General features: G+C 57.1%; 19 protein-coding genes. 9 read left to right on the forward strand and 10 right to left on the reverse strand.

The features are described 5' to 3' along the window. Positions 1-372 precede the first annotated feature (372 nt). The 7 genes from CJF39_RS14985 to CJF39_RS15015 all read left to right on the forward strand — a co-directional run bounded on the left by CJF39_RS14985 (position 373) and on the right by CJF39_RS15015 (position 9,807). Positions 373-1,662, forward strand: a complete 1,290-nt coding sequence (locus CJF39_RS14985) for an MFS transporter (RefSeq protein ID WP_094994116.1) — start codon at positions 373-375, stop codon at positions 1,660-1,662. A 169-nt stretch (positions 1,663-1,831) separates the two neighbouring features. Beyond that, positions 1,832-2,818, forward strand: coding sequence for a phosphate ABC transporter substrate-binding protein PstS (locus tag CJF39_RS14990; protein WP_047279100.1), 987 nt, complete (start codon positions 1,832-1,834; stop codon positions 2,816-2,818). A gap of 176 nt (positions 2,819-2,994) precedes the next feature. Continuing rightward, positions 2,995-5,280: an ABC transporter permease subunit gene (locus tag CJF39_RS14995; RefSeq protein WP_094994117.1), complete on the forward strand. Its 2,286-nt coding sequence runs from the start codon at positions 2,995-2,997 to the stop codon at positions 5,278-5,280. Between the two features lie 15 nt (positions 5,281-5,295). After that, entirely contained in the window at positions 5,296-6,966 is a 1,671-nt protein-coding gene (gene pstA, locus CJF39_RS15000) for a phosphate ABC transporter permease PstA (protein ID WP_094994118.1), read from the forward strand. 99 nt (positions 6,967-7,065) lie between these two features. Further along, on the forward strand, positions 7,066-7,899 hold the full coding sequence (gene pstB, locus CJF39_RS15005; protein ID WP_094994119.1) for a phosphate ABC transporter ATP-binding protein PstB: 834 nt from the start codon (positions 7,066-7,068) through the stop codon (positions 7,897-7,899). A gap of 85 nt (positions 7,900-7,984) precedes the next feature. Next, positions 7,985-8,746: a phosphate signaling complex protein PhoU gene (gene phoU, locus CJF39_RS15010; RefSeq protein ID WP_094994120.1), complete on the forward strand. Its 762-nt coding sequence runs from the start codon at positions 7,985-7,987 to the stop codon at positions 8,744-8,746. A 161-nt stretch (positions 8,747-8,907) separates the two neighbouring features. Further along, complete coding sequence (locus tag CJF39_RS15015) at positions 8,908-9,807, forward strand: response regulator (RefSeq protein ID WP_094994121.1); 900 nt, start codon at positions 8,908-8,910, stop codon at positions 9,805-9,807. Positions 9,808-9,822: 15 nt separating this feature from the next. Here the strand turns inward: CJF39_RS15015 and CJF39_RS15020 are convergent, their stop codons facing one another. From CJF39_RS15020 to CJF39_RS15065, 10 genes are all read right to left on the reverse strand, one after another. Then, positions 9,823-11,784: a DUF4105 domain-containing protein gene (locus tag CJF39_RS15020; RefSeq protein ID WP_094994122.1), complete on the reverse strand. Its 1,962-nt coding sequence runs from the start codon at positions 11,782-11,784 to the stop codon at positions 9,823-9,825. Then, positions 11,781-12,101, reverse strand: coding sequence for a DUF2388 domain-containing protein (locus tag CJF39_RS15025; protein ID WP_094994123.1), 321 nt, complete (start codon positions 12,099-12,101; stop codon positions 11,781-11,783). The genes CJF39_RS15020 and CJF39_RS15025 overlap by 4 nt, the downstream gene beginning before the upstream one ends. Before the next feature lie 26 nt (positions 12,102-12,127). Then, positions 12,128-12,421 (reverse strand): DUF2388 domain-containing protein, encoded by a 294-nt coding sequence (locus CJF39_RS15030; protein ID WP_094994124.1) that lies wholly within the window; start codon positions 12,419-12,421, stop codon positions 12,128-12,130. 147 nt (positions 12,422-12,568) lie between these two features. Continuing rightward, the gene (locus CJF39_RS15035; protein WP_094994125.1) at positions 12,569-12,886 is read right to left on the reverse strand and encodes a DUF2388 domain-containing protein; all 318 of its coding nucleotides are present in this window, start codon (positions 12,884-12,886) and stop codon (positions 12,569-12,571) included. Positions 12,887-13,183: 297 nt separating this feature from the next. Next, the gene (locus CJF39_RS15040; RefSeq protein WP_094994126.1) at positions 13,184-13,399 is read right to left on the reverse strand and encodes a DUF1127 domain-containing protein; all 216 of its coding nucleotides are present in this window, start codon (positions 13,397-13,399) and stop codon (positions 13,184-13,186) included. A 318-nt stretch (positions 13,400-13,717) separates the two neighbouring features. Beyond that, a complete protein-coding gene (locus CJF39_RS15045; RefSeq protein ID WP_094994127.1) occupies positions 13,718-15,208 on the reverse strand; it encodes an acetyl-CoA hydrolase/transferase family protein in 1,491 nt (496 codons plus the stop codon). A 182-nt stretch (positions 15,209-15,390) separates the two neighbouring features. Then, positions 15,391-16,827: an NAD(P)(+) transhydrogenase (Re/Si-specific) subunit beta gene (locus CJF39_RS15050; protein WP_094994128.1), complete on the reverse strand. Its 1,437-nt coding sequence runs from the start codon at positions 16,825-16,827 to the stop codon at positions 15,391-15,393. Further along, positions 16,824-17,147 carry an NAD(P) transhydrogenase subunit alpha gene (locus tag CJF39_RS15055; RefSeq protein WP_094994129.1) on the reverse strand — a complete coding sequence of 108 codons (324 nt, stop codon included), beginning with the start codon at positions 17,145-17,147 and terminating at the stop codon, positions 16,824-16,826. The genes CJF39_RS15050 and CJF39_RS15055 overlap by 4 nt, the downstream gene beginning before the upstream one ends. A gap of 11 nt (positions 17,148-17,158) precedes the next feature. After that, positions 17,159-18,280: a Re/Si-specific NAD(P)(+) transhydrogenase subunit alpha gene (locus CJF39_RS15060; RefSeq protein WP_094994130.1), complete on the reverse strand. Its 1,122-nt coding sequence runs from the start codon at positions 18,278-18,280 to the stop codon at positions 17,159-17,161. 436 nt (positions 18,281-18,716) lie between these two features. After that, positions 18,717-19,613, reverse strand: a complete 897-nt coding sequence (locus CJF39_RS15065) for a LysR family transcriptional regulator (RefSeq protein WP_094994131.1) — start codon at positions 19,611-19,613, stop codon at positions 18,717-18,719. A 158-nt stretch (positions 19,614-19,771) separates the two neighbouring features. Here CJF39_RS15065 and CJF39_RS15070 point away from each other — a divergent pair, with 158 nt between their 5' ends. Both CJF39_RS15070 and CJF39_RS15075 read left to right on the forward strand, forming a co-directional pair. After that, entirely contained in the window at positions 19,772-20,953 is a 1,182-nt protein-coding gene (locus tag CJF39_RS15070; protein ID WP_094994132.1) for an acyl-CoA dehydrogenase, read from the forward strand. A 15-nt stretch (positions 20,954-20,968) separates the two neighbouring features. Further along, positions 20,969-22,189, forward strand: a complete 1,221-nt coding sequence (locus tag CJF39_RS15075; RefSeq protein ID WP_094994133.1) for a CaiB/BaiF CoA transferase family protein — start codon at positions 20,969-20,971, stop codon at positions 22,187-22,189. Positions 22,190-22,356: the final 167 nt, after the last annotated feature.

Consider the following 22,356-nt stretch of genomic DNA (forward strand, 5'->3'; position numbering starts at 1 on the left):
AGGGCCTCTGACCCGTGATTCATCATGTGTATTGCGGGTGAAAAAGCGTCTTTAGAAAAACGATTCAGCCCGAACATACTCCGTTCGTCACGTTCTTCCCAAGCCGCACCAAGGGGAAACAACTTCGAGGTATCGGCTGAAGGGACGCATTAGGGCGTGTCGTACAGCCACTCAAAATCCGTAGGTCGTTGCTTACGGTCCGCGAGTATATCGGTCGGCAACGCCGTCTACGACCGTCTGATTCTGCTTTTTAAAGGGGCGACACGTCTACCTCTGTGCTTTTGCAGGCAATTTGTTATCGTTCGTGACCGCCCGGCCTATGCCTGGGGCGTTGCCGCTTTTGCCTAGCCTAATAAGAGATGCCCAAATCCTATGATCACCGAGCCTTCCAGTGCTGCGCCACCTTCGCGTCCCTTGACCCGTAATGACTACAAAACACTCTCGTTGTCTGCCTTGGGCGGCGCGCTGGAGTTTTACGATTTCATTATTTTTGTGTTCTTTGCCACGGTCGTCGGCAAGCTGTTTTTCCCGGCCGATATGCCCGAGTGGCTACGACTGATGCAAACCTTCGGCATTTTCGCTGCCGGTTATCTCGCACGGCCACTGGGCGGCATTGTCATGGCGCACTTTGGTGACCTGCTGGGGCGCAAGAAGATGTTCACCTTGAGCATTTTCATGATGGCCGTACCGACGCTGATCATGGGTTTGCTGCCGACGTATGCGCAGATCGGCATGTGGGCGCCGATCCTGTTGCTGCTGATGCGCGTTATTCAGGGTGCGGCCATTGGTGGTGAAGTGCCGGGCGCGTGGGTCTTTGTGGCCGAGCACGTACCCCCACGGCATGTGGGCTACGCCTGCGGCACGCTGACCTGCGGCCTGACAGCGGGTATTTTGCTGGGCTCTCTGGTGGCCACGGCCATCAACACCCTTTACACCCCGGTGGAAGTGTCTGACTACGCGTGGCGTATTCCCTTCTTGCTCGGCGGCGTATTTGGTTTGTTTTCGGTCTACTTGCGTCGCTGGTTGCATGAAACCCCGGTGTTTGCCGAGTTGCAACTGCGCAAGGCACTGGCCGAAGAAGTACCGCTCAAAACTGTCTTGCGTGACCACCGTGGTGCCATCGCAGTGTCGATGCTGCTGACATGGTTGTTGTCGGCCGGGATCATCGTGGTGATCTTGATGACCCCGACCGTGCTGCAAACCATTTATGGTTTCTCGGCCACGGTTTCATTGAAAGCCAACAGCCTGGCCATTGTTTTCCTGAGCTTGGGATGCATCGCGTCGGGCGCATTGGCGGACCGATTTGGTGCGGGCAAGGTGTTCGTCTTCGGCTGTGCTGCGCTGTTGATTACCTCGTGGACCTTCTATCACAGCCTGTTGCAACACCCGGATTGGTTGTTTCCGCTGTACGCATTGAGTGGTTTGTTTGTAGGCACCATCGGGGCGGTGCCGTATGTCATGGTTAAAGCGTTCCCGCCCGTTGTGCGTTTCAGCGGTTTGTCGTTTTCCTACAACCTGGCGTACGCGATTTTCGGTGGTCTGACCCCGATGGCCGTGACGTTGCTGCTCAAAGAAAGCCCGATGGGCCCGGCGTATTACGTTGCAATCATTTGCACCATGGGTTTATTGGTCGGTGCTTATCTGTGGAAGAAAGGCCGCTGACCCCCGGCCTCTAGCCCTAGGGCACGCCCGCGCCACTTCTCTGGAAGGCCAGCCATTTATTGCGAATGCTGGCCTTTCATCTAATTGTCACAATCGGTTCATAGAGTAGTCACATGGCCTGCAGATACTGGCCCCCGATTCATCTAACCCCGTTTGCTAGGAGTAAGGCATGAGACTGAAGCGTGTGATGGCGGCCCTGACTTTTGTCGCCGCAGGCGTTGCAACTGCGAATGCGGTTGCCGCGGGTGTTGATCCGGCAATCCAGCCGTACGTTAAGACCACTGGTGTGTCGGGTAACCTCTCCAGCGTTGGTTCCGATACCCTGGCGAACCTGATGACCTTGTGGGCTGAGGCCTACAAAAAAGAATACCCGAACGTCAATATCCAGATTCAGGCTGCCGGTTCCTCAACCGCGCCCCCTGCGATTACAGAAGGCACCGCTAACCTGGGCCCGATGAGCCGCAAGATGAAAGACAACGAACTGGCAGCCTTCGAGCAGAAGTACGGCTACAAGCCGACCGCCATCCCGGTGGCCGTCGATGCCTTGGCGGTGTTCGTGCACAAAGACAACCCGATCAAGCACATGACCATGGAGCAAGTTGACGCTGTCTTCTCCTCCACGCGTCTGTGTGGCGGCAAATCGGACATCAAAACCTGGGGTGACCTGGGAGTGACCGGCGATCTGGCCAACAAGCCGGTGCAACTGTTTGGTCGTAACTCGGTGTCCGGTACGTACGGCTACTTCAAAGAAGAAGCCTTGTGCAAAGGTGACTTCAAGCCAAACGTGAACGAGCAACCGGGCTCGGCCTCGGTGGTGCAGTCGATCAGCAGCTCGCTGAACGGCATCGGTTATTCGGGCATCGGTTACAAGACCGCCAGCGTGAAAACCGTGCCGCTGGCCAAGAAAGGCAGCACTGAGTTCGTTGAAGACACTGAAGAGAACGCATTGAACGGCAAATACCCGCTGTCGCGTTTCCTTTACGTGTACGTGAACAAAGCACCGAACAAGCCGCTGAACCCGCTGGAAGCCGAGTTCATCAAGCTGGTGCTGTCCAAACAAGGTCAAGAAGTCGTGGTCAAGGATGGCTACATCCCGCTGCCCGCCAAAGTTGCTGCCAAAGCCTTGGCCGACCTTGGTTTGAAAGAAGGCGCATAACCCTGTAGTTGCTGCCTCAGGCTGTAATCAAGACATGCAGCCTGCGGCCGCGACATCAGGTTCTGAGCCCGGTAACTACTTAATTTTCCACTCCGCTGCCAGCCCCACTGGGCAGCGGCTTTTTTGCGTCACTGCTTTGTCATCTTTTTGTCATACAGGACCGCTAGGGTGTGCGCATGAATGATCTGGCCAATTCCCCAATGACTACGACATCCGCTCCCAAGCGCATTGATTTCAATACGCCTGAACTGCAACGCAAGCGCCGCATCCGCGCGCTTAAAGATCACCTGACCCGCTGGTATGTATTTATCGGTGGTCTTGCCGTGCTCGGCGCGATCACCCTGATTTTCTTCTTCCTCGGGTATGTGGTGCTGCCACTGTTTCAGGGCGCCGACCTGAATGCCAAGCAGGCGATTACGCCTGTATGGATGCAGGACGCAGGCAAGCCGTTGATGCTGTCGGTTGAAGAGCAGAATCAGGTTGGTATGCGCGTGTCCGATCAGGGCATGGTGCTGTTTTTCAATGCCAAGAACGGCGATGAGCTCTCCCGCGTGAACCTGCCGCTGCCTGCCGACACTCATGTGACGTCGCTGGGTGAGGATCAACCGGGTAACCCGGTGGTGGCCTTGGGCTTGTCCAATGGCCAGGCGCTGGTGTTCCGCCACACGTATAAAGTCAGCTACCCGGATGGCAACAAGACCATCACCCCGGCCATCGAATACCCGTACGGTCAGGCGCCTGTCGCGCTTGATCCTCAAGGGCGTGCGCTGGATCACGTGAACCTCAGCGTGAACGATTCAACGCTGGTGCTGGCCGGTTCTACCGGCGCGCAGTTGCACGTGCTGTCGTTGGCCAGTGAAGAAAACATGATGACGGGTGAGGTCACGAACTCCGAAACCCGCATCGAGTTGCCGCAGATGACCGAGAAGGTCAAAGCGTTGTACATCGACCCGCGTCAGCAATGGCTGTATGTCATCAATGGTCGTGCTCAAGCGGACGTGTTCAGCCTGCGCGAAAAAAGCTTGAATGGCCGTTACAAATTGGCTGAAGACGCCACCACTGAAATCACGGCCAGTACCCAGTTGGTGGGTGGCATTTCGCTGATCCTGGGTGATTCCACCGGCACCCTGAGCCAGTGGTTCATGGCCCGCGACCCAGATGGTGAACAGCGTTTCAAGCACATTCGCAGCTTCAAAATGGGCGACTCACCGATTGTTGAAATCACCGCCGAACAACGCCGCAAAGGTTTCCTGGCGCTGGACGCCGCAGGTGAAATTGGTGTGTTCCACAGCACCGCGCACCGTACTCTGCTGGTCGAGAAGGTCGCTGAAGGCCCCGGCATCATGGCGCTGTCACCACGCGCCAACCGCATCATCGTGGAAGAGGGCGGCAAGCTGCTGCCGCTGACCTTGAAGAACCCGCACCCGGAAGTGTCCTGGAGCGCGCTGTGGAGCAAGGTCTGGTACGAGAACTACGACGAACCGAAATACGTCTGGCAATCAACTGCGGCCAACACCGACTTCGAACCGAAGATGAGCCTCGCGCCTTTGACCTTCGGTACGTTGAAAGCCGCGTTCTACGCGATGTTGCTGGCTGCCCCGCTGGCAGTTGCCGCGGCTATTTACACCGCTTACTTCATGGCCCCGAGCCTGCGCCGTAAGGTCAAGCCGGTGATCGAACTGATGGAAGCGATGCCGACAGTGATTCTGGGCTTCTTCGCCGGCCTGTTCCTGGCCCCGTATGTGGAAGGGCATTTGCCGGGGATTTTTAGCCTACTGATGCTGTTGCCGATCGGGATTTTGCTGGCGGGCTTCACTTGGAGTCGTCTGCCGGAGTCCATCCGCCTGCGCGTGCCGGATGGCTGGGAAAGCCTGATTTTGATTCCGGTGATTCTGTTCATTGGCTGGCTGTCGCTGTACATGAGCCCGTTCATGGAAGCATGGTTCTTCGGCGGCGACATGCGCTTGTGGATCTCCCACGACCTGGGTATCACCTATGACCAGCGCAACGCTCTGGTCGTCGGCCTGGCGATGGGTTTTGCAGTGATCCCGAACATTTACTCGATTGCTGAAGATGCCGTGTTCAGCGTGCCGCGCGGCCTGACGCTGGGTTCGCTGGCGCTGGGTGCCACGCCGTGGCAAACCATGACCCGCGTGGTCATCCTGACCGCCAGCCCGGGCATTTTCTCGGCACTGATGATCGGCATGGGCCGTGCGGTAGGCGAGACCATGATCGTGCTGATGGCCACTGGCAACACGCCGGTCATGGAAATGAACCTGTTCGAAGGCTTGCGGACTTTGGCGGCGAACGTGGCGGTGGAGATGCCTGAATCCGAAGTGGGCGGCAGTCACTACCGCGTGCTGTTCCTCTCGGCGCTGGTGCTGCTGTTGTTCACCTTCATCATGAACACTCTCGCCGAGCTGATCCGTCAGCGTCTGCGCAAGAAATATTCGTCGCTTTAAGGAAGGTAGAAGTCTGTGAAACAGAATTCCCTCAAAGGTTGGTTCAAGAGCGGCGCCCCGGGCGTCTGGATCAGCGGTGGCGCGGTGTCGCTCGCGGTCATCATGACCATTGGTTTGCTGGCAGTGATTGCCGTGCGCGGGCTGGGCCACTTTTGGCCGGCTGATTTGGTGCTGGCGCAGTACAACGTGCCGGGCTCAGCCAATCACGTGGTGCTGGGCGAAGTGGTGCAAAAGGAAGAAGTGCCCCGCGAACGCCTGAAAAGCGCCGGTTTACCGGTGCCGGAACAAGGCCCCGAATTCATGACCCGCGAGCTGATCAAGGTCGGCAACCGCGACCTCAACGGCAACGACTTTTCGTGGGTGGTGGGCGAGTGGCTGACCGACCAGAAGACGCCGCCCGAGTTGCTGGCGGTCGAGCGTCGCGAGTGGGGTAACTTCTACGGCTATTTGGTCAATGTGAAAGAAAACGGCAAGGTGATTGCCGAAGGTGAAGCGGCGTGGCCTGAGCTGCAGGCGCGGGTCAAGCGCGTTAACGAGCTGGCCAAGCAACTCAGCCAGCTGGAAAAGAAAGACATCGGCGCCATCAACTATGGGCTTGAGCGGATTCGTCTGCAGGGCCGCAAGCTGGAGCTGGAAGGCAAACTGACACCGCAAGCCCAGGCGGACATGGAAGCCGAACGTGCCGAGCTGAATGCGCGCTACAAAGCGATTGAAGATCGCTTGGGTGATCTGCATGCCCAGTTCAATCGCGACAGCCTGACGGCCCGCGATGCCAACGGTAAAGAGCTGGAAATCAACATCGGCAAAGTGGTCAAGGCCTACCAGCCGAACGCCATGAACAGCTGGCAGAAGCTGGCGATGTATTTCAGTAACATTTGGGAATTCCTTAGCGAAGACCCGCGAGAAGCCAACACGGAAGGCGGTATTTTCCCGGCGATTTTCGGCACCGTGATGATGACCCTGATCATGGCTGTGATCGTGACCCCGTTCGGCGTGCTGGCGGCGGTGTACCTGCGTGAATACGCCAAGCAGAACACGTTGACCCGCGTGATCCGTATTGCTGTGAATAACCTGGCCGGTGTGCCGGCAATTGTGTACGGCGTGTTTGGTCTGGGCTTCTTTGTGTACGTGCTGGGCGGGTCGGTTGACCGACTGTTCTTTGCCGAGGCACTGCCCGCGCCAACCTTCGGTACGCCGGGCCTGATGTGGGCCTCGCTGACGCTGGCGCTGCTGGCCGTCCCGGTGGTGATTGTGGCCACTGAAGAGGGGCTGGCGCGTATTCCGCGTACGGTGCGCGAAGGTTCGCTGGCGCTGGGTGCGACCAAGTCCGAGACGCTGTGGAAGATCGTATTGCCGATGGCCAGCCCGGCCATGATGACCGGCATGATCCTCGCCGTGGCGCGGGCAGCGGGTGAAGTGGCACCGCTGATGCTGGTGGGTGTGGTCAAGCTGGCGCCGTCGCTGCCGCTGGACGGCAACTACCCGTACCTGCATTTGGACCAGAAGATCATGCACCTGGGCTTCCATATTTATGACGTGGGCTTCCAGAGCCCGAACGTTGAAGCCGCGCGGCCGCTGGTATACGCCACGGCGCTGCTGCTGGTGCTGGTGATCGCGACCCTGAACCTGTCGGCGGTGTGGATTCGCAACCACCTGCGCGAGAAGTACAAGGCGCTGGAAAGCTGATAACGAACATAGATGGCAGGCGCGGCCCATCGGCCCTTCTGCCAACGAGAAGCCCGGTTTTTAGTAACCGGAACGAATTTTTAGCGTATGGAGCAACCCATGCAGCATGAATCCACGTCCCACGGCATCAACATGTCGGCCTTGGGTCGCAGCAAACAAAGCTTGAACCTGGCCAATGAAGAAGTCGCCATTGAAGTCCCGGGGTTAAACCTTTATTACGGCGACAAGCAGGCATTGTTCGACGTGAGCCTGAACATCCCGAAACAACGGGTGACTGCGTTCATCGGGCCGTCGGGTTGCGGCAAGTCCACGCTGCTGCGCACATTTAACCGTATGAACGATCTGGTGGACGGTTGCCGCGTCGAAGGTGAAATCAACCTCTACGGCCATAACATCTACCGCAAGGGCGAAGACGTGGCCGAGCTGCGTCGTCGTGTGGGCATGGTGTTCCAGAAGCCCAACCCGTTCCCCAAGACCATCTACGAAAACGTGGTCTACGGCTTGCGCATTCAGGGCATCAACAAAAAGCGCATCCTCGACGAGGCCGTGGAGTGGGCCCTTAAAGGTGCGGCGTTGTGGGATGAGGTTAAAGACCGTCTGCACGACTCGGCGCTGGGCTTGTCCGGTGGTCAGCAGCAGCGTCTGGTGATTGCCCGTACCATCGCGGTCGAACCCGAAGTATTGCTGCTCGATGAGCCGTGTTCGGCACTCGACCCGATCTCGACACTGAAAGTCGAAGAGCTGATTTACGAGCTCAAGTCCAAGTTCACCATCGTGATCGTGACCCACAATATGCAACAGGCTGCGCGGGTGTCGGATTACACCGCCTTCATGTACATGGGCAAGATGGTCGAATACGGCGACACCGACACGCTGTTCACCAACCCGGCCAAAAAGCAGACCGAAGATTACATCACCGGGCGCTATGGCTAGTGGGAGCGGCCCCTGCCGCTTGGCGTAATGACACAATTGGCTGGCCGCCTGGCGCGTGCCGCTCACCGATTTGCGGAGCAGAACCATGATTTCAAAGGATGGCCTCACCCATCACATTTCCGCGCAATTCAACGCGGAACTCGAAGAAGTGCGCAGCCACTTGCTGGCCATGGGCGGGCTGGTCGAGAAGCAGGTTAACGACGCGGTCACGGCGTTGATCGAGGCCGACTCCGGGCTGGCTCAGCAAGTGCGCGAAATTGACGAACAGATCAATCAGATGGAGCGCAACATCGACGAAGAATGCCTGCGCATTCTGGCCCGCCGTCAGCCTGCGGCTTCTGACTTGCGGCTGATTATCAGCATTTCCAAGTCAGTCATTGACCTGGAGCGCATCGGTGACGAGGCGACAAAAATTGCACGCCGTGCGATCCAGCTCTGTGAAGAGGGCGAAGCGCCGCGCGGTTACGTAGAAGTGCGGCACATTGGCGATCAGGTGCGCAACATGGTGCGCGATGCCCTGGACGCTTTCGCCCGTTTCGATGCTGACCTTGCGCTGTCTGTGGCGCAGTACGACAAAATCATCGACCGCGAATACAAAACGGCACTGCGTGAGCTGGCCACTTACATGATGGAAGATCCGCGTTCGATTTCGCGGGTGCTGAGCATCATTTGGGTACTGCGTTCGCTGGAGCGGATTGGCGACCACGCACGCAATATTTCGGAGCTGGTGATCTACCTGGTGCGCGGAACGGATGTGCGCCATATGGGCCTCAAGCGTATGCGCGAAGAAGTTGAAGGCACGGGTGTGGATAACGCTAATGTTCCGCAGGTGCCTGACGATAAATAAGACTGCCCGAGATTAAAAACGCCCGGCTTTAGCCGGGCGTTTTACGTTTCGGCGTTCACATTCAGGCGCTCTGCGAACGTAAAGTCATTCGGGGTGCCCCCAAGATTTGGCACATGGCCATCATTCGGCGCATGCTAGTCAAGATTTCAAAGGAGCAGTCGATGAGCAAGGTCAGTGTGTTGGTGGTGGATGACGCGTCGTTTATTCGCGATTTGGTCAAAAAGTGCCTGCGTAACTACTTCCCAGGCATCAAGATCGAAGACGCGGTTAACGGTCGCAAAGCCCAGGCCATACTGGCCCGCGAAACCTTCGACCTGGTGCTGTGTGACTGGGAAATGCCTGAAATGTCCGGCCTTGAGCTGCTGACCTGGTGCCGCGAGCAAGATCACTTGAGAACCCTGCCGTTCATCATGGTCACCAGCCGTGGCGATAAAGAGAACGTGGTGCAGGCGATTCAGGCGGGTGTGTCGGGTTACGTCAGCAAGCCCTTTACCAACGAGCAGTTGCTGACCAAGGTCAAACACGCACTGAACAAGGCCGGAAAGCTCGAAACCCTGCTGGCCAGTGCGCCGACGCGGATGAACTCGGCATTCGGGAATGATTCGCTCAATGCATTGACTGGCGGCAAGGCTCAGACCGTGGCTGCAACGCCTGCCGCTGCGCCTGCACCCGTTGCACGCCCGGCAGTCGCAGCCAAACCTGCGGCAAAGGCACATACACCTGCAGGGCGTGGTCAGGGTCAATTGCGCCTTTCCAGTGGCACACAGGCATGCGTCATTAAGGCCTTGAGCCTCAAGGAGGCGCTGCTGGTGGTGCGTCGTGGCGACGTGCTGCCTCAGGTGCTGGAAAGCGCCGTGCTTGACCTTGAGCAGGGCGAGAGCGCCGAGGTGGCACGTCTCAATGGTTACCTGCACGCGGTCGTTGCCTACGAGCCCAAGCCTGACAGCGACTGGTTGCAACTGACCTTCCGCTTTGTGGATCAGGATGCCGCGAAGATGGGCTACCTCTCGCGGCTGATCGCCCATGGCACCGCACAAAAACACTTTGTGCCCGGTGCGTAACCACTGAACACAGGCTTACGGCAATTGCAGGCCGCCTGAAGCCTTGTGAATCGCCCGCAGATGCTCACCGATCTGTTTGACGTTGGCTTCGGTCGCGGCAATTTCGGCGGCGCGGGCGGGTTCCAGCAGGCTGCGTACTTCCTTGTCCAGATCCCCGGTCAGGCGCAGTAGCTGTTGCTGGCGCTGACTGCTTTCGGATTCGAGCATTTCCCATTCTTGGGCCTGTGGCAGGCCATAGCCGCTGCTGCCCAGCAACTCCGCCGGGCGACTGAGAAAGCCGCTGCTGGCGAGAATTTCTTGAAGCGTCTTGTTGGCCTTGTCCATGCCGGCACCTTCAATGCCGCGCACTTTTAAGTACTTCTGTTTGACTTCGTCTTGAGCCAGCAATAATTGACGGCGAAACGCGGCTTGCTCAAGCAGCAACAATGCAGCGCTGGCGCGCAGATCGGCTTGTTCGACCCACGGACGTCGAGCGTCCGGACTGAGGGCGAGCCAGTCTTCGACGCTGGTTTGCTGGATCGGCAGGCGGGTCTTGAGAACATCGAACATCGCTTGATAGCGATCGCGGTAGGAGTCAAAGCGGTAACCCAAGCGCAGCGCTTCTTTCTTGTCATCCAGCACGCGGGTATCGGCCAGCCCACGCGCTTTGAGCACTTCCAGCAGGCCATTGGGCATGATGCTGTCCAGGCCCTTGAGCTGCGCGTTGTCACTGCCGCTGCGCAGCAACTTCAGGGTTTCGACCGCGCAGTTGTTGGAAATGAAGTAGTAGTTGCCGTCATAGCTCCAGTGCATCTCTGCCGCGTGCTCGACCACTTCTTCGATTTCTGGGCGGCTCAGCGTGAGGGGCACAGACGCGAGGCTGCGCAGTTCGGTCTTGGTGTATTCGTCAATCACCTGAGCCAGTGGCAAGACAAAGAGGCGTGACGGGTAGGCGCCGGTCAGGCCGTCCCAGCTCGATAACTGTACGTCGTTGACGAATGCCCGGTAGGACAACACCAGATGTTCTTGCAGGTCGAGTCGGCAATCAGGGCCGCGTGGACGGCCGGGCGCGCAGATTACCAGCCGCAACATGCTGTGGCCCCAGCGGCTGGCCCATTCCTGATTGGCTTCGGCAAGCAGGTAATCGACGGCATACACACGCTCGGGGTCGACGGTGCCGAGGGGTTGTTTGGCAAAATCATTGCCGGCATTGAGAAAGGCGAAGCCTTTGGAACATTCATCCCGGGCAGCCGGGGCCCAACCGAAGTGTTCCTTGTAGTAGCGATACAGCGCCGGGCGGCGACAGGCATAGGCCGGATCAAGGAGGAAATACTCCATGTTCACCGCGACAAACTCCCGGGGGTTGGTGACTTCGTACAAGTCCGGGCTGCGGACGATCTGGTGATTGTTTTGCTCACGCTCGCCACGGCGGCCGACATATTGTTGCCAGCCGGCCAGGTCGAGCAGGCGCGGATCATCGCTGAGGGTGAAACGGCGTTCGGTTTGGCCCCGGCACGCGTCCGGCAGGCCAATCAGCCCGGCGCTGTTGTGCTGACGCGTGCAGCGCTGGATGAGCGTGCGCTGTGCGTCCGGCCACAAACGGGCGCGGTCATAAATGTGGGTCAGTTCGTGCAGCACCGTGGCGAGCATTTCCCGGCGCACAGTGCCGTGGGGGCGACTGGTTTGCTCAGTGGCGGCCGAGCCGTCGGTCAAGCTCGTCAGCAGCTTGCGATTGAGATCCAGCTCGGCCACCAACGAAGCTTGCCCGTAGGCGTTGCTCGGCATGTCATCGGTCCAGCCCACCAGGATCTGGCGGTCCAGTTGCTCGATAAACCGCGGTGGCAGCTTCTGCATGGCCTCGTCCAGCAACGCCTGACTGGCCTGCTGTTCAGCCGGGCTCAGGCCGTCGCTCTTGAGTTGCAGATGCAGCGCGGCCTGGGCGCTGCTGCCGATTAGCAGCAGGCCGCAGGCGGCAAGCCAACGCGCGAGTGGCCTCACAGTGCGAGGGTAGCTTCGGCAAGTTCCTGGTCGCTGGCGCTGCGAGCTTCTGGCACACGCTCACGCAAGGTGTTGAAGGCGGATTCCAACTGGACGCCGCGAATGTTGCCTTGGCTGGCAACGAAAGTGGCGGCGTCATCGTGGGCTTCACGCACCACTTTGGAGTCGCGTATCGATGTCGTGGTGTCAGACGTGAAGTCAATCGCGCGTCCGAACGCACGAACAATAATGTTACTGGTTTGCACCAGGGTTTGTGCCTGAGCCACATCGGCCAACAACAGCAGGCCAAGGGTGGCGGCAATCAACGGGCTACGCATGAACATTCTCCAGAAAACGCGGGTAGTTATTGGACGAGAATTGCTTGTGCCAGTTCAAGGTCACTGGCAGTCAATTTTGGCTGGTCCTGACGCAAATAGTGCAAGGCTGATTCCAGCCGGGAACCTCGGAGTTGGCCGTCACTGGCGATAAAAGCGGCAGCGTCATCCTGAGCGGCACGAATCAGTTTGTTTTCGAAGGGTGCTGAGGTCACTTTGCTGGTGACATACCCGGTGAGCACAGTGGTTTGCGTGCTCGTGTCGAAGGCAGCTGCAGTTTGAGTCCAGCAAAAGGCAAGTAGGGCAATTGAGAGAAAGCGCATGGGTCTCGACGTTAGTTGAGCGAGGGCCAAGGCTAGCGTAATGGGCGGGGCAGGGCAAAGTGGATGTGCCCGCTGTCCGAGGGCGAGGCTGTGCTCGGGTTACGTCGCACATAGCCTCGCGCTGCCCGGCAGCAATGGCACGGCAAATCAGAGGGTCAGAATGGCCTGGGCCAGTTGTGCATCGGACGCTTGCAGTTGTGGTGCTTGCTGACGGATGAAGTCCAGTGCGCTTTCGAGTTTCACCCCCCGGATAGTGCCTTCACTTGCCACGAAGCTTGCGGCATCGTCGCGGGCAGCGCGCACGATTTTGTTGTCGCGGATGGAGTTGGTGGCATCGGACGTCAGATCTGTAGTGGCCTTAAGCGTGCCTACAATGGCGTCTGTGGTCACGATGAAGCTGGAAGCGTGGGCGCTGGCAGCAACAGCCAGCAAAGCCGCAGCGCTGAGTAGGCGAAGAGTGGGCATGGTGATACTCCTTGGCATGAGCTTATAAGTTAGACGTTTATAAGCCGAATAGTAGGCCCGGTACCGCGCAGGGCAAAGAAGGTTTTACGGCCAAGGGCTGAAATAAGGCGAAAACGTATTGGAATCTGAAACTGTACTTGTCTATTTTTTTTGAATTTATAACTGTACCTGTCGCATTAACTGCTCATAAAGAAGCCCTAAAACGACAAAACCCGTCAGCGGTTGCCCGCGACGGGTTTTGTTTTACAAATTCTGGGTGCTGGCGGTGAATCGTACATCAGGGCCAGCGAGCGCGTGTTAGCGCCAGAACGGCTTGCTCAGCTCTTCGTAACGCTGTGCTTCGCTAATCCCGGCATCTGCCAGAAGGCGCGAGTCCAGACGAGCCAGTTGATGGCGGCTGGAAATACGGCGCTGCCACAACATCAGGTTGGCAAGTACGCGCAAAGGCATCGAGGCCTGGTTTTTGACAGTGTTGCTTTCGGTGAACAAATCGGAACTGAGGGTACGTTCCATGATGGCATCCTTCCGCTTGTGGCGGCATTGGCTAGTGGTTTAACTGGTGCCCATGATCCTCTTCCGCGTCCAGAGTCTCTAGATACAGTTCACCTGTATTGTGCAGAGCCAGTTAACTGTTTAGGGGTGCTGTACGGGCGTAAATGGGCACAACTGTACCGGTAGGCACTAAGTTGGTGCATTTTTAATCAATCTTGTATGAAATGCGGCTTGTAAGGGTAGGAAATGACCAGTACAGCAGTACAGTTTTTGGAATAGCGCGCATAAAAAAGCCGCCGTGAAAACAGTGTTTTCGTCGGCGGCTGTCTAGCTCGCGTATTACGGGAGCATTTTACCGGTTTCTTCCAGGTTGATATGCCAGCTCAACGCTTCGCGCAGAATGTGCGGGGTGTGGCCACCGATTGCACAGGCTTTGCTGAAGTAGTCGTTGAGTGCTTCACGGAAGTCCGGGTGCACACAGTTGTCGATAATCACTCGGGCGCGCTCGCGTGGCGCCAGACCGCGCAGGTCGGCCAGCCCCTGTTCGGTTACCAGAATGTCCACATCGTGTTCGGTGTGGTCAACGTGGCTGACCATCGGCACTACACTGGAGATCGCACCGGCCTTGGCGATCGACTTGGTTACGAAGATCGCCAAATGCGCGTTACGGGCGAAGTCGCCCGAACCGCCGATGCCGTTCATCATGCGGGTGCCGCAGACGTGGGTGGAGTTCACGTTGCCGTAGATGTCGAATTCCAGCGCGGTGTTGATGCCGATGATGCCGAGACGGCGCACAACTTCAGGGTGGTTGGAGATTTCTTGTGGACGCAGGACCAGTTTGTCCTTGTAGCGCTCCAGGTTGCCGAACACGTCCGTGTTGCGACGCTCCGACAAGGTAATCGAGCTGCCCGAGGCGAAGCTCATCTTGCCAGCGTCGATCAGGTCAAAAGTCGAATCCTGTAGTACTTCGGAGTACATGGTCAGGTCTTCGAACGGCGAGTCGATCAGGCCGCACATCACGGCGTTGGCGATGTTGCCGATACCGGCCTGCAGCGGACCCAACTTGTTGGTCATACGCCCGGCTGCAACTTCTTGTTTGAAGAAGTTGATCAGGTGGAACGCAATGCCGTCGGTTTCGCTGTCCGGTACAGAAACGGTGGACGGTGAATCAGGCTTGTTGGTGATGACGATAGCGACGATTTTTTCCGGCGGGATCGGGATGGCAGTGCTGCCGATGCGGTCGTCAACTTTTACCAACGGGATAGGCGTACGTGTTGGGCGGTAAGTCGGAATGTAGATGTCGTGCAGGCCTTCCAGATTCGGGTTGTGCGCCAGGTTGATCTCAACGATCACTTGTTTGGCGAAAATCGCGAAGCTGGCCGAGTTGCCGACGGAGGTAGTAGGAACGATATGACCTTGCTCGGTAATCGCGACGGCCTCAATCACAGCGATATCCGGCAGCTTGAGCTGCTGGTTACGCAGTTGCTCAACGGTTTCGGACAAATGCTGGTCGATGAACATGACTTCGCCGGCATTGATCGCCTTGCGCAGTGTGCTATCTACCTGGAACGGCATGCGACGAGCCAGTACGCCGGCTTCGGTCAATTGCTTGTCCAGGTCGTTGCCCAGGCTGGCGCCCGTCATCAGGGTGATTTTCAGCGGCGCCAGTTTGGCGCGTTCGGCCAGCGCGTGCGGAACGGCTTTGGCTTCGCCGGCACGGGTAAAACCGCTCATGCCAACGGTCATGCCGTCTTGGATAAGGGCGGCGGCTTCTTCGGCGCTCATGACCTTATCGTGTAGGGAATTTAGGCGAATACGTTCACGGTACATGGATTGTTATCTCGGGCAACGGAAGCAAGATGCGCAGTCTATTCATTTTCAAAGGCTGGCGTCCCGCTACCATGGTCGAATGCCTGACGGCGATTTAGACCCTTTGGTCGGGATTTTTGCAGAAATAAAAAACCCCGGTCAATTCAGCGCCGGGGTTTTCGGTGTGGCAGTGGCGGGGGATGTTACTCGACCGCTTTGACCATATCTTCAATAACTTTCTTGGCGTCACCGAAGACCATCATGGTTTTGTCCAGATAAAACAGTTCGTTGTCCAATCCGGCGTAGCCACTGGCCATCGAGCGTTTGTTGACGATGACGGTCTTGGCTTTGTAAGCCTCAAGAATCGGCATGCCCGCAATCGGCGATTTTGGGTCGTTTTTCGCGGCCGGGTTGACCACGTCGTTGGCGCCAAGCACCAGGACGACATCAGCCTGTCCGAATTCGGAGTTGATGTCTTCCATCTCGAACACCTGGTCGTAAGGCACTTCTGCCTCGGCCAGCAGGACGTTCATGTGGCCGGGCATACGACCTGCCACCGGGTGGATCGCGTATTTCACAGTAACGCCGCGGTGGGTCAATTTTTCGGTCAATTCTTTAAGGGCGTGTTGGGCGCGTGCAACCGCCAGGCCGTAACCCGGCACGATGATGACAGTGTCTGCGTTGGTCAGCAGGAAGGTGGCATCGTCAGCCGAGCCTGATTTGACTGGCCGGGCTTCTTGCGTACCCGCCGGGCCGCCTGCATCCGTTGCACCGCCGAAGCCGCCCAGAATCACGTTAAAGAAAGAACGATTCATCGCCTTGCACATAATGTAAGACAGGATCGCGCCCGAAGAGCCCACCAGCGAACCGGCAATGATCAGCATTGAATTGTTCAGCGAGAAGCCAATCCCGGCAGCTGCCCAGCCCGAATAGCTGTTGAGCATCGACACCACGACCGGCATGTCCGCTCCACCAATCGGAATGATGATGAGCACACCCAGTACAAAAGACAGTGCCAGCATCAGCGCGAAGGCGTTGAGGTTGCCGGTTAGCATGAAGGTGATGCCCAGCGCGAGTGTGGCCAGGCCCAGCACCAGATTCAGCGTGTGCTGACCACTGAATTGCACGGGTGCGCCCTGGAACAGGCGAAATTTGTATTTGCCTGAAAGCTTGCCGAAGGCGATCACAGAGCCGGAGAACGTGATGGCACCAATCGCAGCGCCCAAGAACAGCTCCAGGCGGTTGCCCGCAGGAATGGCGTCACCCAGTTGTTTGACGATACCCAGTGATTGCGGCTCGACCACCGCGGCGATGGCAATGAAGACCGCAGCCAGGCCGATCATGCTGTGCATGAAGGCAACCAACTCTGGCATTTTGGTCATTTCCACACGCTTGGCCATGATCGACCCCGCCGTACCACCGACCAACAGGCCGACGATCACATAGCCGATACCCGCTGTCGCTATTTCAGCGCCCAGTTTGAAGACCAGGCCTACGGTGGTGATGACCGCCAACGCCATGCCGAGCATGCCGAACAGGTTGCCGCGACGGGATGTGGTGGGATGCGACAAGCCTTTGAGGGCCTGGATGAAACATATTGATGCGATCAAATAAAGAACAGTGACCAGGTTCATGCTCATGGCTTGCGCACCTCTTCTTTGGCTTTAGGTGCTTTCTTCTTGAACATTTCCAGCATTCGCCGGGTGACCAAAAATCCACCAAATACGTTAACGGAGGCCAATGCCACAGCCAGGGTGCCCATGGTTTTGCCCAGCGGGGTGACCGTCAGCGCAGCAGCGAGCATGGCACCTACGATCACGATTGCCGAAATGGCATTGGTGACCGCCATCAGGGGCGTGTGCAAAGCAGGTGTAACGTTCCAGACCACGTGATAGCCAACATAGATGGCCAGCACGAAGATGATCAGGTTGTAGATGCCGGGGGAGATCAGCTCTTCCATTGTTTTTATCCTCAGCCGTTTTTGCGCACGACTTGCCCGTCGCGGCACATCAGGCACGCGGCGACGATGTCGTCTTCTAGGTTGATCTGGAACTGTCCTTCAGGGGTGAAGACCAGTTTGAGGAAGTCCAGCAGGTTGCGGGCATACAGCGCGGAAGCATCTGCAGCAACCATGGCGGCCAGATTGGTATGGCCGACGATGGTGATGCCGTGCTCGACCACCACTTGATCCGCGACGGTCAGCGGGCAGTTGCCGCCTTGGGCTGCGGCGAGGTCGATGACCACTGACCCCGGTTTCATTTGCGCCACGGTTTCTGCGCTGAGCAGCACTGGCGCCTTTCGCCCAGGGATCAGTGCGGTAGTAATGACGATGTCGGCCTGTTTGGCGCGTTCGTGCACAGCCAGTGCCTGACGCTGCATCCAGCTCGCAGGCATTGGCCGTGCATAGCCGCCAACGCCCACTGCGCATTCGCGCTCTTCGTCGGTTTCGTAAGGCACGTCGACAAACTTGGCACCCAGCGACTCGATCTGCTCTTTAACAGCAGGTCGCACATCAGACGCTTCGATCACGGCACCCAGGCGTTTGGCGGTTGCAATGGCCTGAAGCCCCGCAACGCCTGCGCCAAGGATCAGCACGCGGGCGGCCTTTACCGTGCCAGCGGCGGTCATCAACATCGGCATGAAACGTGGGTAATGATGGGCTGCCAGTAGTACGGCTTTATAGCCGGCAATGTTGGCTTGGGAAGACAGCACATCAAGACTTTGCGCGCGAGAAGTGCGTGGCGCGGCCTCCAGTGAGAATGCGGTAATGCCATGGCCGGCCAGTTTGGCAATGGTTTCATTGCTGAACGGGTTGAGCATGCCGATCAGCACAGTGCCGCTATTGATAAGGGCCAGTTCGCTGTCATCAGGCGCAACGACTTTCAGGATCAACTCAGCGCCAAATACGTCATTGGCGCTGCCAATAGTTGCGCCGGCGGTTTCATAAGCACTGTCGATGACGCTGGCATTGATACCTGCACCCCGTTGAACAGTCACTTTATGGCCCTGGCCGATCAGCTTCTTGATGGTTTCCGGGGTTGCAGCAACCCGCGTTTCACCCGTATGGGTTTCGAGAGGAACACCAATGTGCACGTCATATCTCCTGCGTGATCTTTTATAAGAAATCCAGTGCACTTCGGATGGTGCTACTGGGGCGGCCGATCAGCACGGCCCCACCGGAATCAGGGTGGGGCGCCGCATAATGCAGGCGATTATTTAGCCCTTCAAGAACTTATGAAGGGTGACGGAATATTTACTACAAGTCATGCCGTGACCGAATGTCGCAAGTGTCGCTTTGAAGCCAGTAACGACGTGGCTTCTAGGCATTAAAGGATGTTTTTGACTATTTTTCACATTTCTTTTAGTTATCCGCGCATAACTTTCAGAAATACCCTGCAAGCCACGTGGTTACTGGCTTACAGGTTTGTCCAGTTAGACATAAGTTTAGTCTGCTTAAAAGCGACATTTACGTATATATGTAGGGTGTTTTTATGAGGCGCTACATAACTCGTATGGACGATGTAATGCGTTAATTAAGGCTGTATTGCTGGGCTTGCTGGATAAGCCAGTCGCGAAAAGCCTTTAGTGAGGCGGACTCGATTTTGCGTTCGGGGATCATCAAGTGATAAGCCTTAGTACTCGCTAGCGTTGCAGTGTTGGCTATCACGAGGCGTTGCTCGGCTAATTCACGTTGAATCAAGAAAGGTGGGATCAATGCGATCCCCATGTCGTGCATAGCGGCCTGAGCCAGCATCGAGAACAGTTCGTAGCGCGGCCCGGTCATGTCACGGGGTACGTTCAAACCTTGTGCGTTAAACCACTGGCGCCACGCATAGGGGCGGGTGGTTTGTTGCAGTAACGGGAGTTCAGCGATTGCGTCTCGCGTAAGGCTTTTCTCGGTCGGCAGCAGGCGAGGGCTGCATACGGGGACTGGGTTTTCACCCATCAAGCGGTAGGACGAAGTACCTGACCAGTCGGCATCACCGAAATAGATAGCGGCGTCAAAGTCGGTGTCAGCAAACAGAAAGGGGCGTGTGCGGTTAGTGAGGTTGACCGTGACGTCGGGGTGCTGCTGCTGGAAGTCCTTGAGGCGCGGGAGCAGCCATTGCGTGCCGAAGGTGGGCACTACGGCGAGTTCAATCACGTTGGCACCTTGCTGCCCCATGATCGAGAGGGTGTCACGTTCGACGGCATCCAGTTGAGTCGCAATACGTCGGCTGTAGGAAAGCCCTGCTTCAGTCAGCTTAACGCCACGTTTTGAGCGTCTGAAAAGTTCGATGCCAAGGAATTCTTCGAGGCTGGCTATTTGTCGGCAGATAGCACCTTGGGTCAGAGAAAGCTCATGCGCAGCTTTGGTGAAGCTTTCGTGGCGAGCTGCCGCTTCAAAACTGATGAGTGCGGACGTGCTGGGAATCTTGCGACGCATGTACGGCTTCCTCACTAAAGGTCTTTAAATATGGCGTTTTTGATCTCCACGGAGTGAGAAATTATCACAAGAGAGTTCCGAATCCTCGTTTGTCCTTCTATATAGGTGGGGCCTACGATCTGCCCACGACATTTGATCTATTTCGCGAGGGTTCACTCATGGCGGGTAAGGCAAGCTTCAACTGGATCGATCCACTGTTGCTGGATCAGCAGCTCACTGAAGAAGAGCGCATGGTGCGCGACAGTGCTGAGCAATTCGCTCAGAGCAAGTTGGCGCCTCGTGTGCTTGAAGCCTTCCGTCATGAGAAGACTGATCCGGCCATTTTTCGTGAAATGGGAGAGACCGGTTTGCTGGGGGCCATGATCCCCGAGCAATACGGCGGCAGCGGCCTCAATTATGTGAGCTATGGCTTGATTGCGCGGGAAGTGGAGCGTGTGGACTCGGGCTACCGTTCAATGATGAGTGTGCAGTCGTCGCTGGTGATGGTGCCTATCAATGAGTTCGGCACTGAAGCGCAGAAGCAGAAATACCTGCCAAAGTTGGCTTCAGGTGAATGGATCGGATGCTTTGGTCTGACTGAGCCTAATCATGGTTCTGATCCTGGAGCGATGATTACGCGTGCACGCAAAGTCGAAGGTGGCTACAGCCTGACTGGCGCCAAGATGTGGATCACTAACAGTCCAATTGCTGATGTGTTTGTGGTGTGGGCTAAAGATGATGCCGGTGATATTCGTGGCTTTGTGCTGGAAAAGGGTTGGAAAGGCCTGAGTGCGCCTGCGATTCACGGCAAGGTAGGTTTGCGGGCATCGATTACCGGCGAAATCGTTATGGATAACGTGTTCGTACCTGAAGAGAACATCTTTCCGGATGTGCGTGGTCTGAAGGGGCCTTTCACTTGTCTGAATTCGGCCCGGTACGGTATTTCGTGGGGTGCACTCGGGGCTGCCGAGTTCTGTTGGCATACCGCGCGCCAGTACACGCTTGATCGTCAGCAGTTTGGTCGTCCACTGGCGGCCACACAGTTGATTCAGAAAAAACTGGCGGATATGCAGACTGAAATTACGCTGGCGCTACAAGGTTGCCTACGCTTGGGGAGAATGAAGGACGAAGGTACTGCTGCGGTGGAGATCACTTCGATCATGAAGCGTAACTCGTGCGGCAAGTCACTCGATATCGCTCGCATGGCGCGTGACATGCTGGGGGGGAATGGCATTTCTGATGAGTTTGGTGTGGCGCGCCACTTGGTCAACCTTGAAGTGGTGAATACCTATGAAGGCACCCATGACGTGCATGCTCTGATTCTTGGTCGGGCGCAGACAGGTCTTCAGGCGTTCTATTAATAGAGGGGGCGGCTCATGGGGGCTTTATCGCATTTGCGGGTGCTGGATTTGTCGCGGGTACTGGCCGGCCCATGGGCGGGCCAGATTCTGGCCGACCTTGGGGCTGAGGTCATCAAGGTCGAGCGTCCGGGCAATGGAGATGATACGCGCGCTTGGGGCCCGCCCTTTCTTAAGGATGCTTATGGGGAGAGTACTGGCGAGGCCGCGTACTACTTGTCTGCCAATCGCAACAAGCAGTCTGTGACGATCGATTTCACCAAGCCTGAAGGTCAGCGACTGGTACGCGAGCTGGCGGCGAAGTCTGACATTTTGATTGAGAACTTTAAGGTGGGCGGGTTGCAGGCTTATGGTCTGGACTATGCCTCGCTTAAAGACGTGAATCCGGATTTGATCTATTGCTCAATTACCGGATTCGGTCAAACGGGACCTTATGCCAAGCGCGCCGGTTATGACTTTATGATTCAGGGCCTGGGTGGTTTGATGAGTCTGACGGGCCGTCCTGAGGGTGAGGAGGGGGCGGGGCCTGTGAAGGTGGGTGTGGCGCTGACCGATATATTGACCGGGTTGTATTCGACGGTTGCGATTCTGGCGGCGCTGGCTCATCGCCAACATGACGGCGGTGGGCAGCATATTGATATGGCGCTGTTGGATGTCCAGGTTGCCTGCCTGGCTAATCAGGCAATGAATTACCTGACTACGGGCGTATCGCCCAAGCGGTTGGGTAATGCCCATCCGAATATCGTGCCCTATCAGGATTTTCCGACAGCCGATGGCGACTTCATTCTTACTGTCGGCAATGACGGTCAGTTCAGGAAGTTTGCGCAGGTGGCGGGTTATGCCGAGTGGGCTGATGATCCCAGATTCGCGACTAATGCAGCCCGTGTGGCGAATCGTCTGGTGTTAGTGCCTTTGATTCGTCAGGCGACTGTGTTCAGGACAACGGCGCAATGGGTGTCTGAGTTGGAAGCGGTTGGTGTGCCTTGCGGGCCTATCAACGATTTGGCGCAGGTGTTTGAGGATCCTCAGGTGCAGGCTCGTCATTTGGCGATAGAGCTGCCTCACGTGTTGGCTGGGCTTGTGCCTCAGGTGGCGAGCCCGATTCGGTTATCTGCAACGCCAGTCGAATACCGTAATGCGCCACCCTTGCTGGGTGAGCATACGCAGGAGGTTCTGCAGCGGGTCCTGGGGATGACTTCGGGAGTGCTTGAAGGGTTGCGCAAGTCGGGTGTTGTTTAACTGCCTACCTATATAGAGGGGGCGTTAGCCCCCTCTATATAGGTAGCGGCTTTTAAGCTTTTTTGTATAATTGATAGAGTCGCTCAATTAGGGCTTGACTCAGAATTCCATCGGCCTATAATTCGCCCCACTTCCGGCGCAGTCGAAACGGAAAACTCCTTGAGATT

This window comes from Pseudomonas lundensis, assembly GCF_002269125.1.
Classification (GTDB): domain Bacteria; phylum Pseudomonadota; class Gammaproteobacteria; order Pseudomonadales; family Pseudomonadaceae; genus Aquipseudomonas; species Aquipseudomonas lundensis_A.

Excerpts from the sequence above, each read along its gene's own strand:
- CJF39_RS14985 (WP_094994116.1), top strand. The coding sequence starts at position 373 with ATGATCACCGAGCCTTCCAGTGCTGCGCCACCTTCGCGTCCCTTGACC.
- CJF39_RS14990 (WP_047279100.1), top strand. The coding sequence starts at position 1,832 with ATGAGACTGAAGCGTGTGATGGCGGCCCTGACTTTTGTCGCCGCAGGC.
- CJF39_RS14995 (WP_094994117.1), top strand. The coding sequence starts at position 2,995 with ATGAATGATCTGGCCAATTCCCCAATGACTACGACATCCGCTCCCAAG.
- pstB (WP_094994119.1), top strand. The coding sequence starts at position 7,066 with ATGCAGCATGAATCCACGTCCCACGGCATCAACATGTCGGCCTTGGGT.
- phoU (WP_094994120.1), top strand. The coding sequence starts at position 7,985 with ATGATTTCAAAGGATGGCCTCACCCATCACATTTCCGCGCAATTCAAC.
- CJF39_RS15015 (WP_094994121.1), top strand. The coding sequence starts at position 8,908 with ATGAGCAAGGTCAGTGTGTTGGTGGTGGATGACGCGTCGTTTATTCGC.
- CJF39_RS15025 (WP_094994123.1), bottom strand. The coding sequence starts at position 12,101 with ATGCGTAGCCCGTTGATTGCCGCCACCCTTGGCCTGCTGTTGTTGGCC.
- CJF39_RS15030 (WP_094994124.1), bottom strand. The coding sequence starts at position 12,421 with ATGCGCTTTCTCTCAATTGCCCTACTTGCCTTTTGCTGGACTCAAACT.
- CJF39_RS15035 (WP_094994125.1), bottom strand. The coding sequence starts at position 12,886 with ATGCCCACTCTTCGCCTACTCAGCGCTGCGGCTTTGCTGGCTGTTGCT.
- CJF39_RS15040 (WP_094994126.1), bottom strand. The coding sequence starts at position 13,399 with ATGGAACGTACCCTCAGTTCCGATTTGTTCACCGAAAGCAACACTGTC.
- CJF39_RS15045 (WP_094994127.1), bottom strand. The coding sequence starts at position 15,208 with ATGTACCGTGAACGTATTCGCCTAAATTCCCTACACGATAAGGTCATG.
- CJF39_RS15050 (WP_094994128.1), bottom strand. The coding sequence starts at position 16,827 with ATGAGCATGAACCTGGTCACTGTTCTTTATTTGATCGCATCAATATGT.
- CJF39_RS15055 (WP_094994129.1), bottom strand. The coding sequence starts at position 17,147 with ATGGAAGAGCTGATCTCCCCCGGCATCTACAACCTGATCATCTTCGTG.
- CJF39_RS15065 (WP_094994131.1), bottom strand. The coding sequence starts at position 19,613 with ATGCGTCGCAAGATTCCCAGCACGTCCGCACTCATCAGTTTTGAAGCG.
- CJF39_RS15070 (WP_094994132.1), top strand. The coding sequence starts at position 19,772 with ATGGCGGGTAAGGCAAGCTTCAACTGGATCGATCCACTGTTGCTGGAT.
- CJF39_RS15075 (WP_094994133.1), top strand. The coding sequence starts at position 20,969 with ATGGGGGCTTTATCGCATTTGCGGGTGCTGGATTTGTCGCGGGTACTG.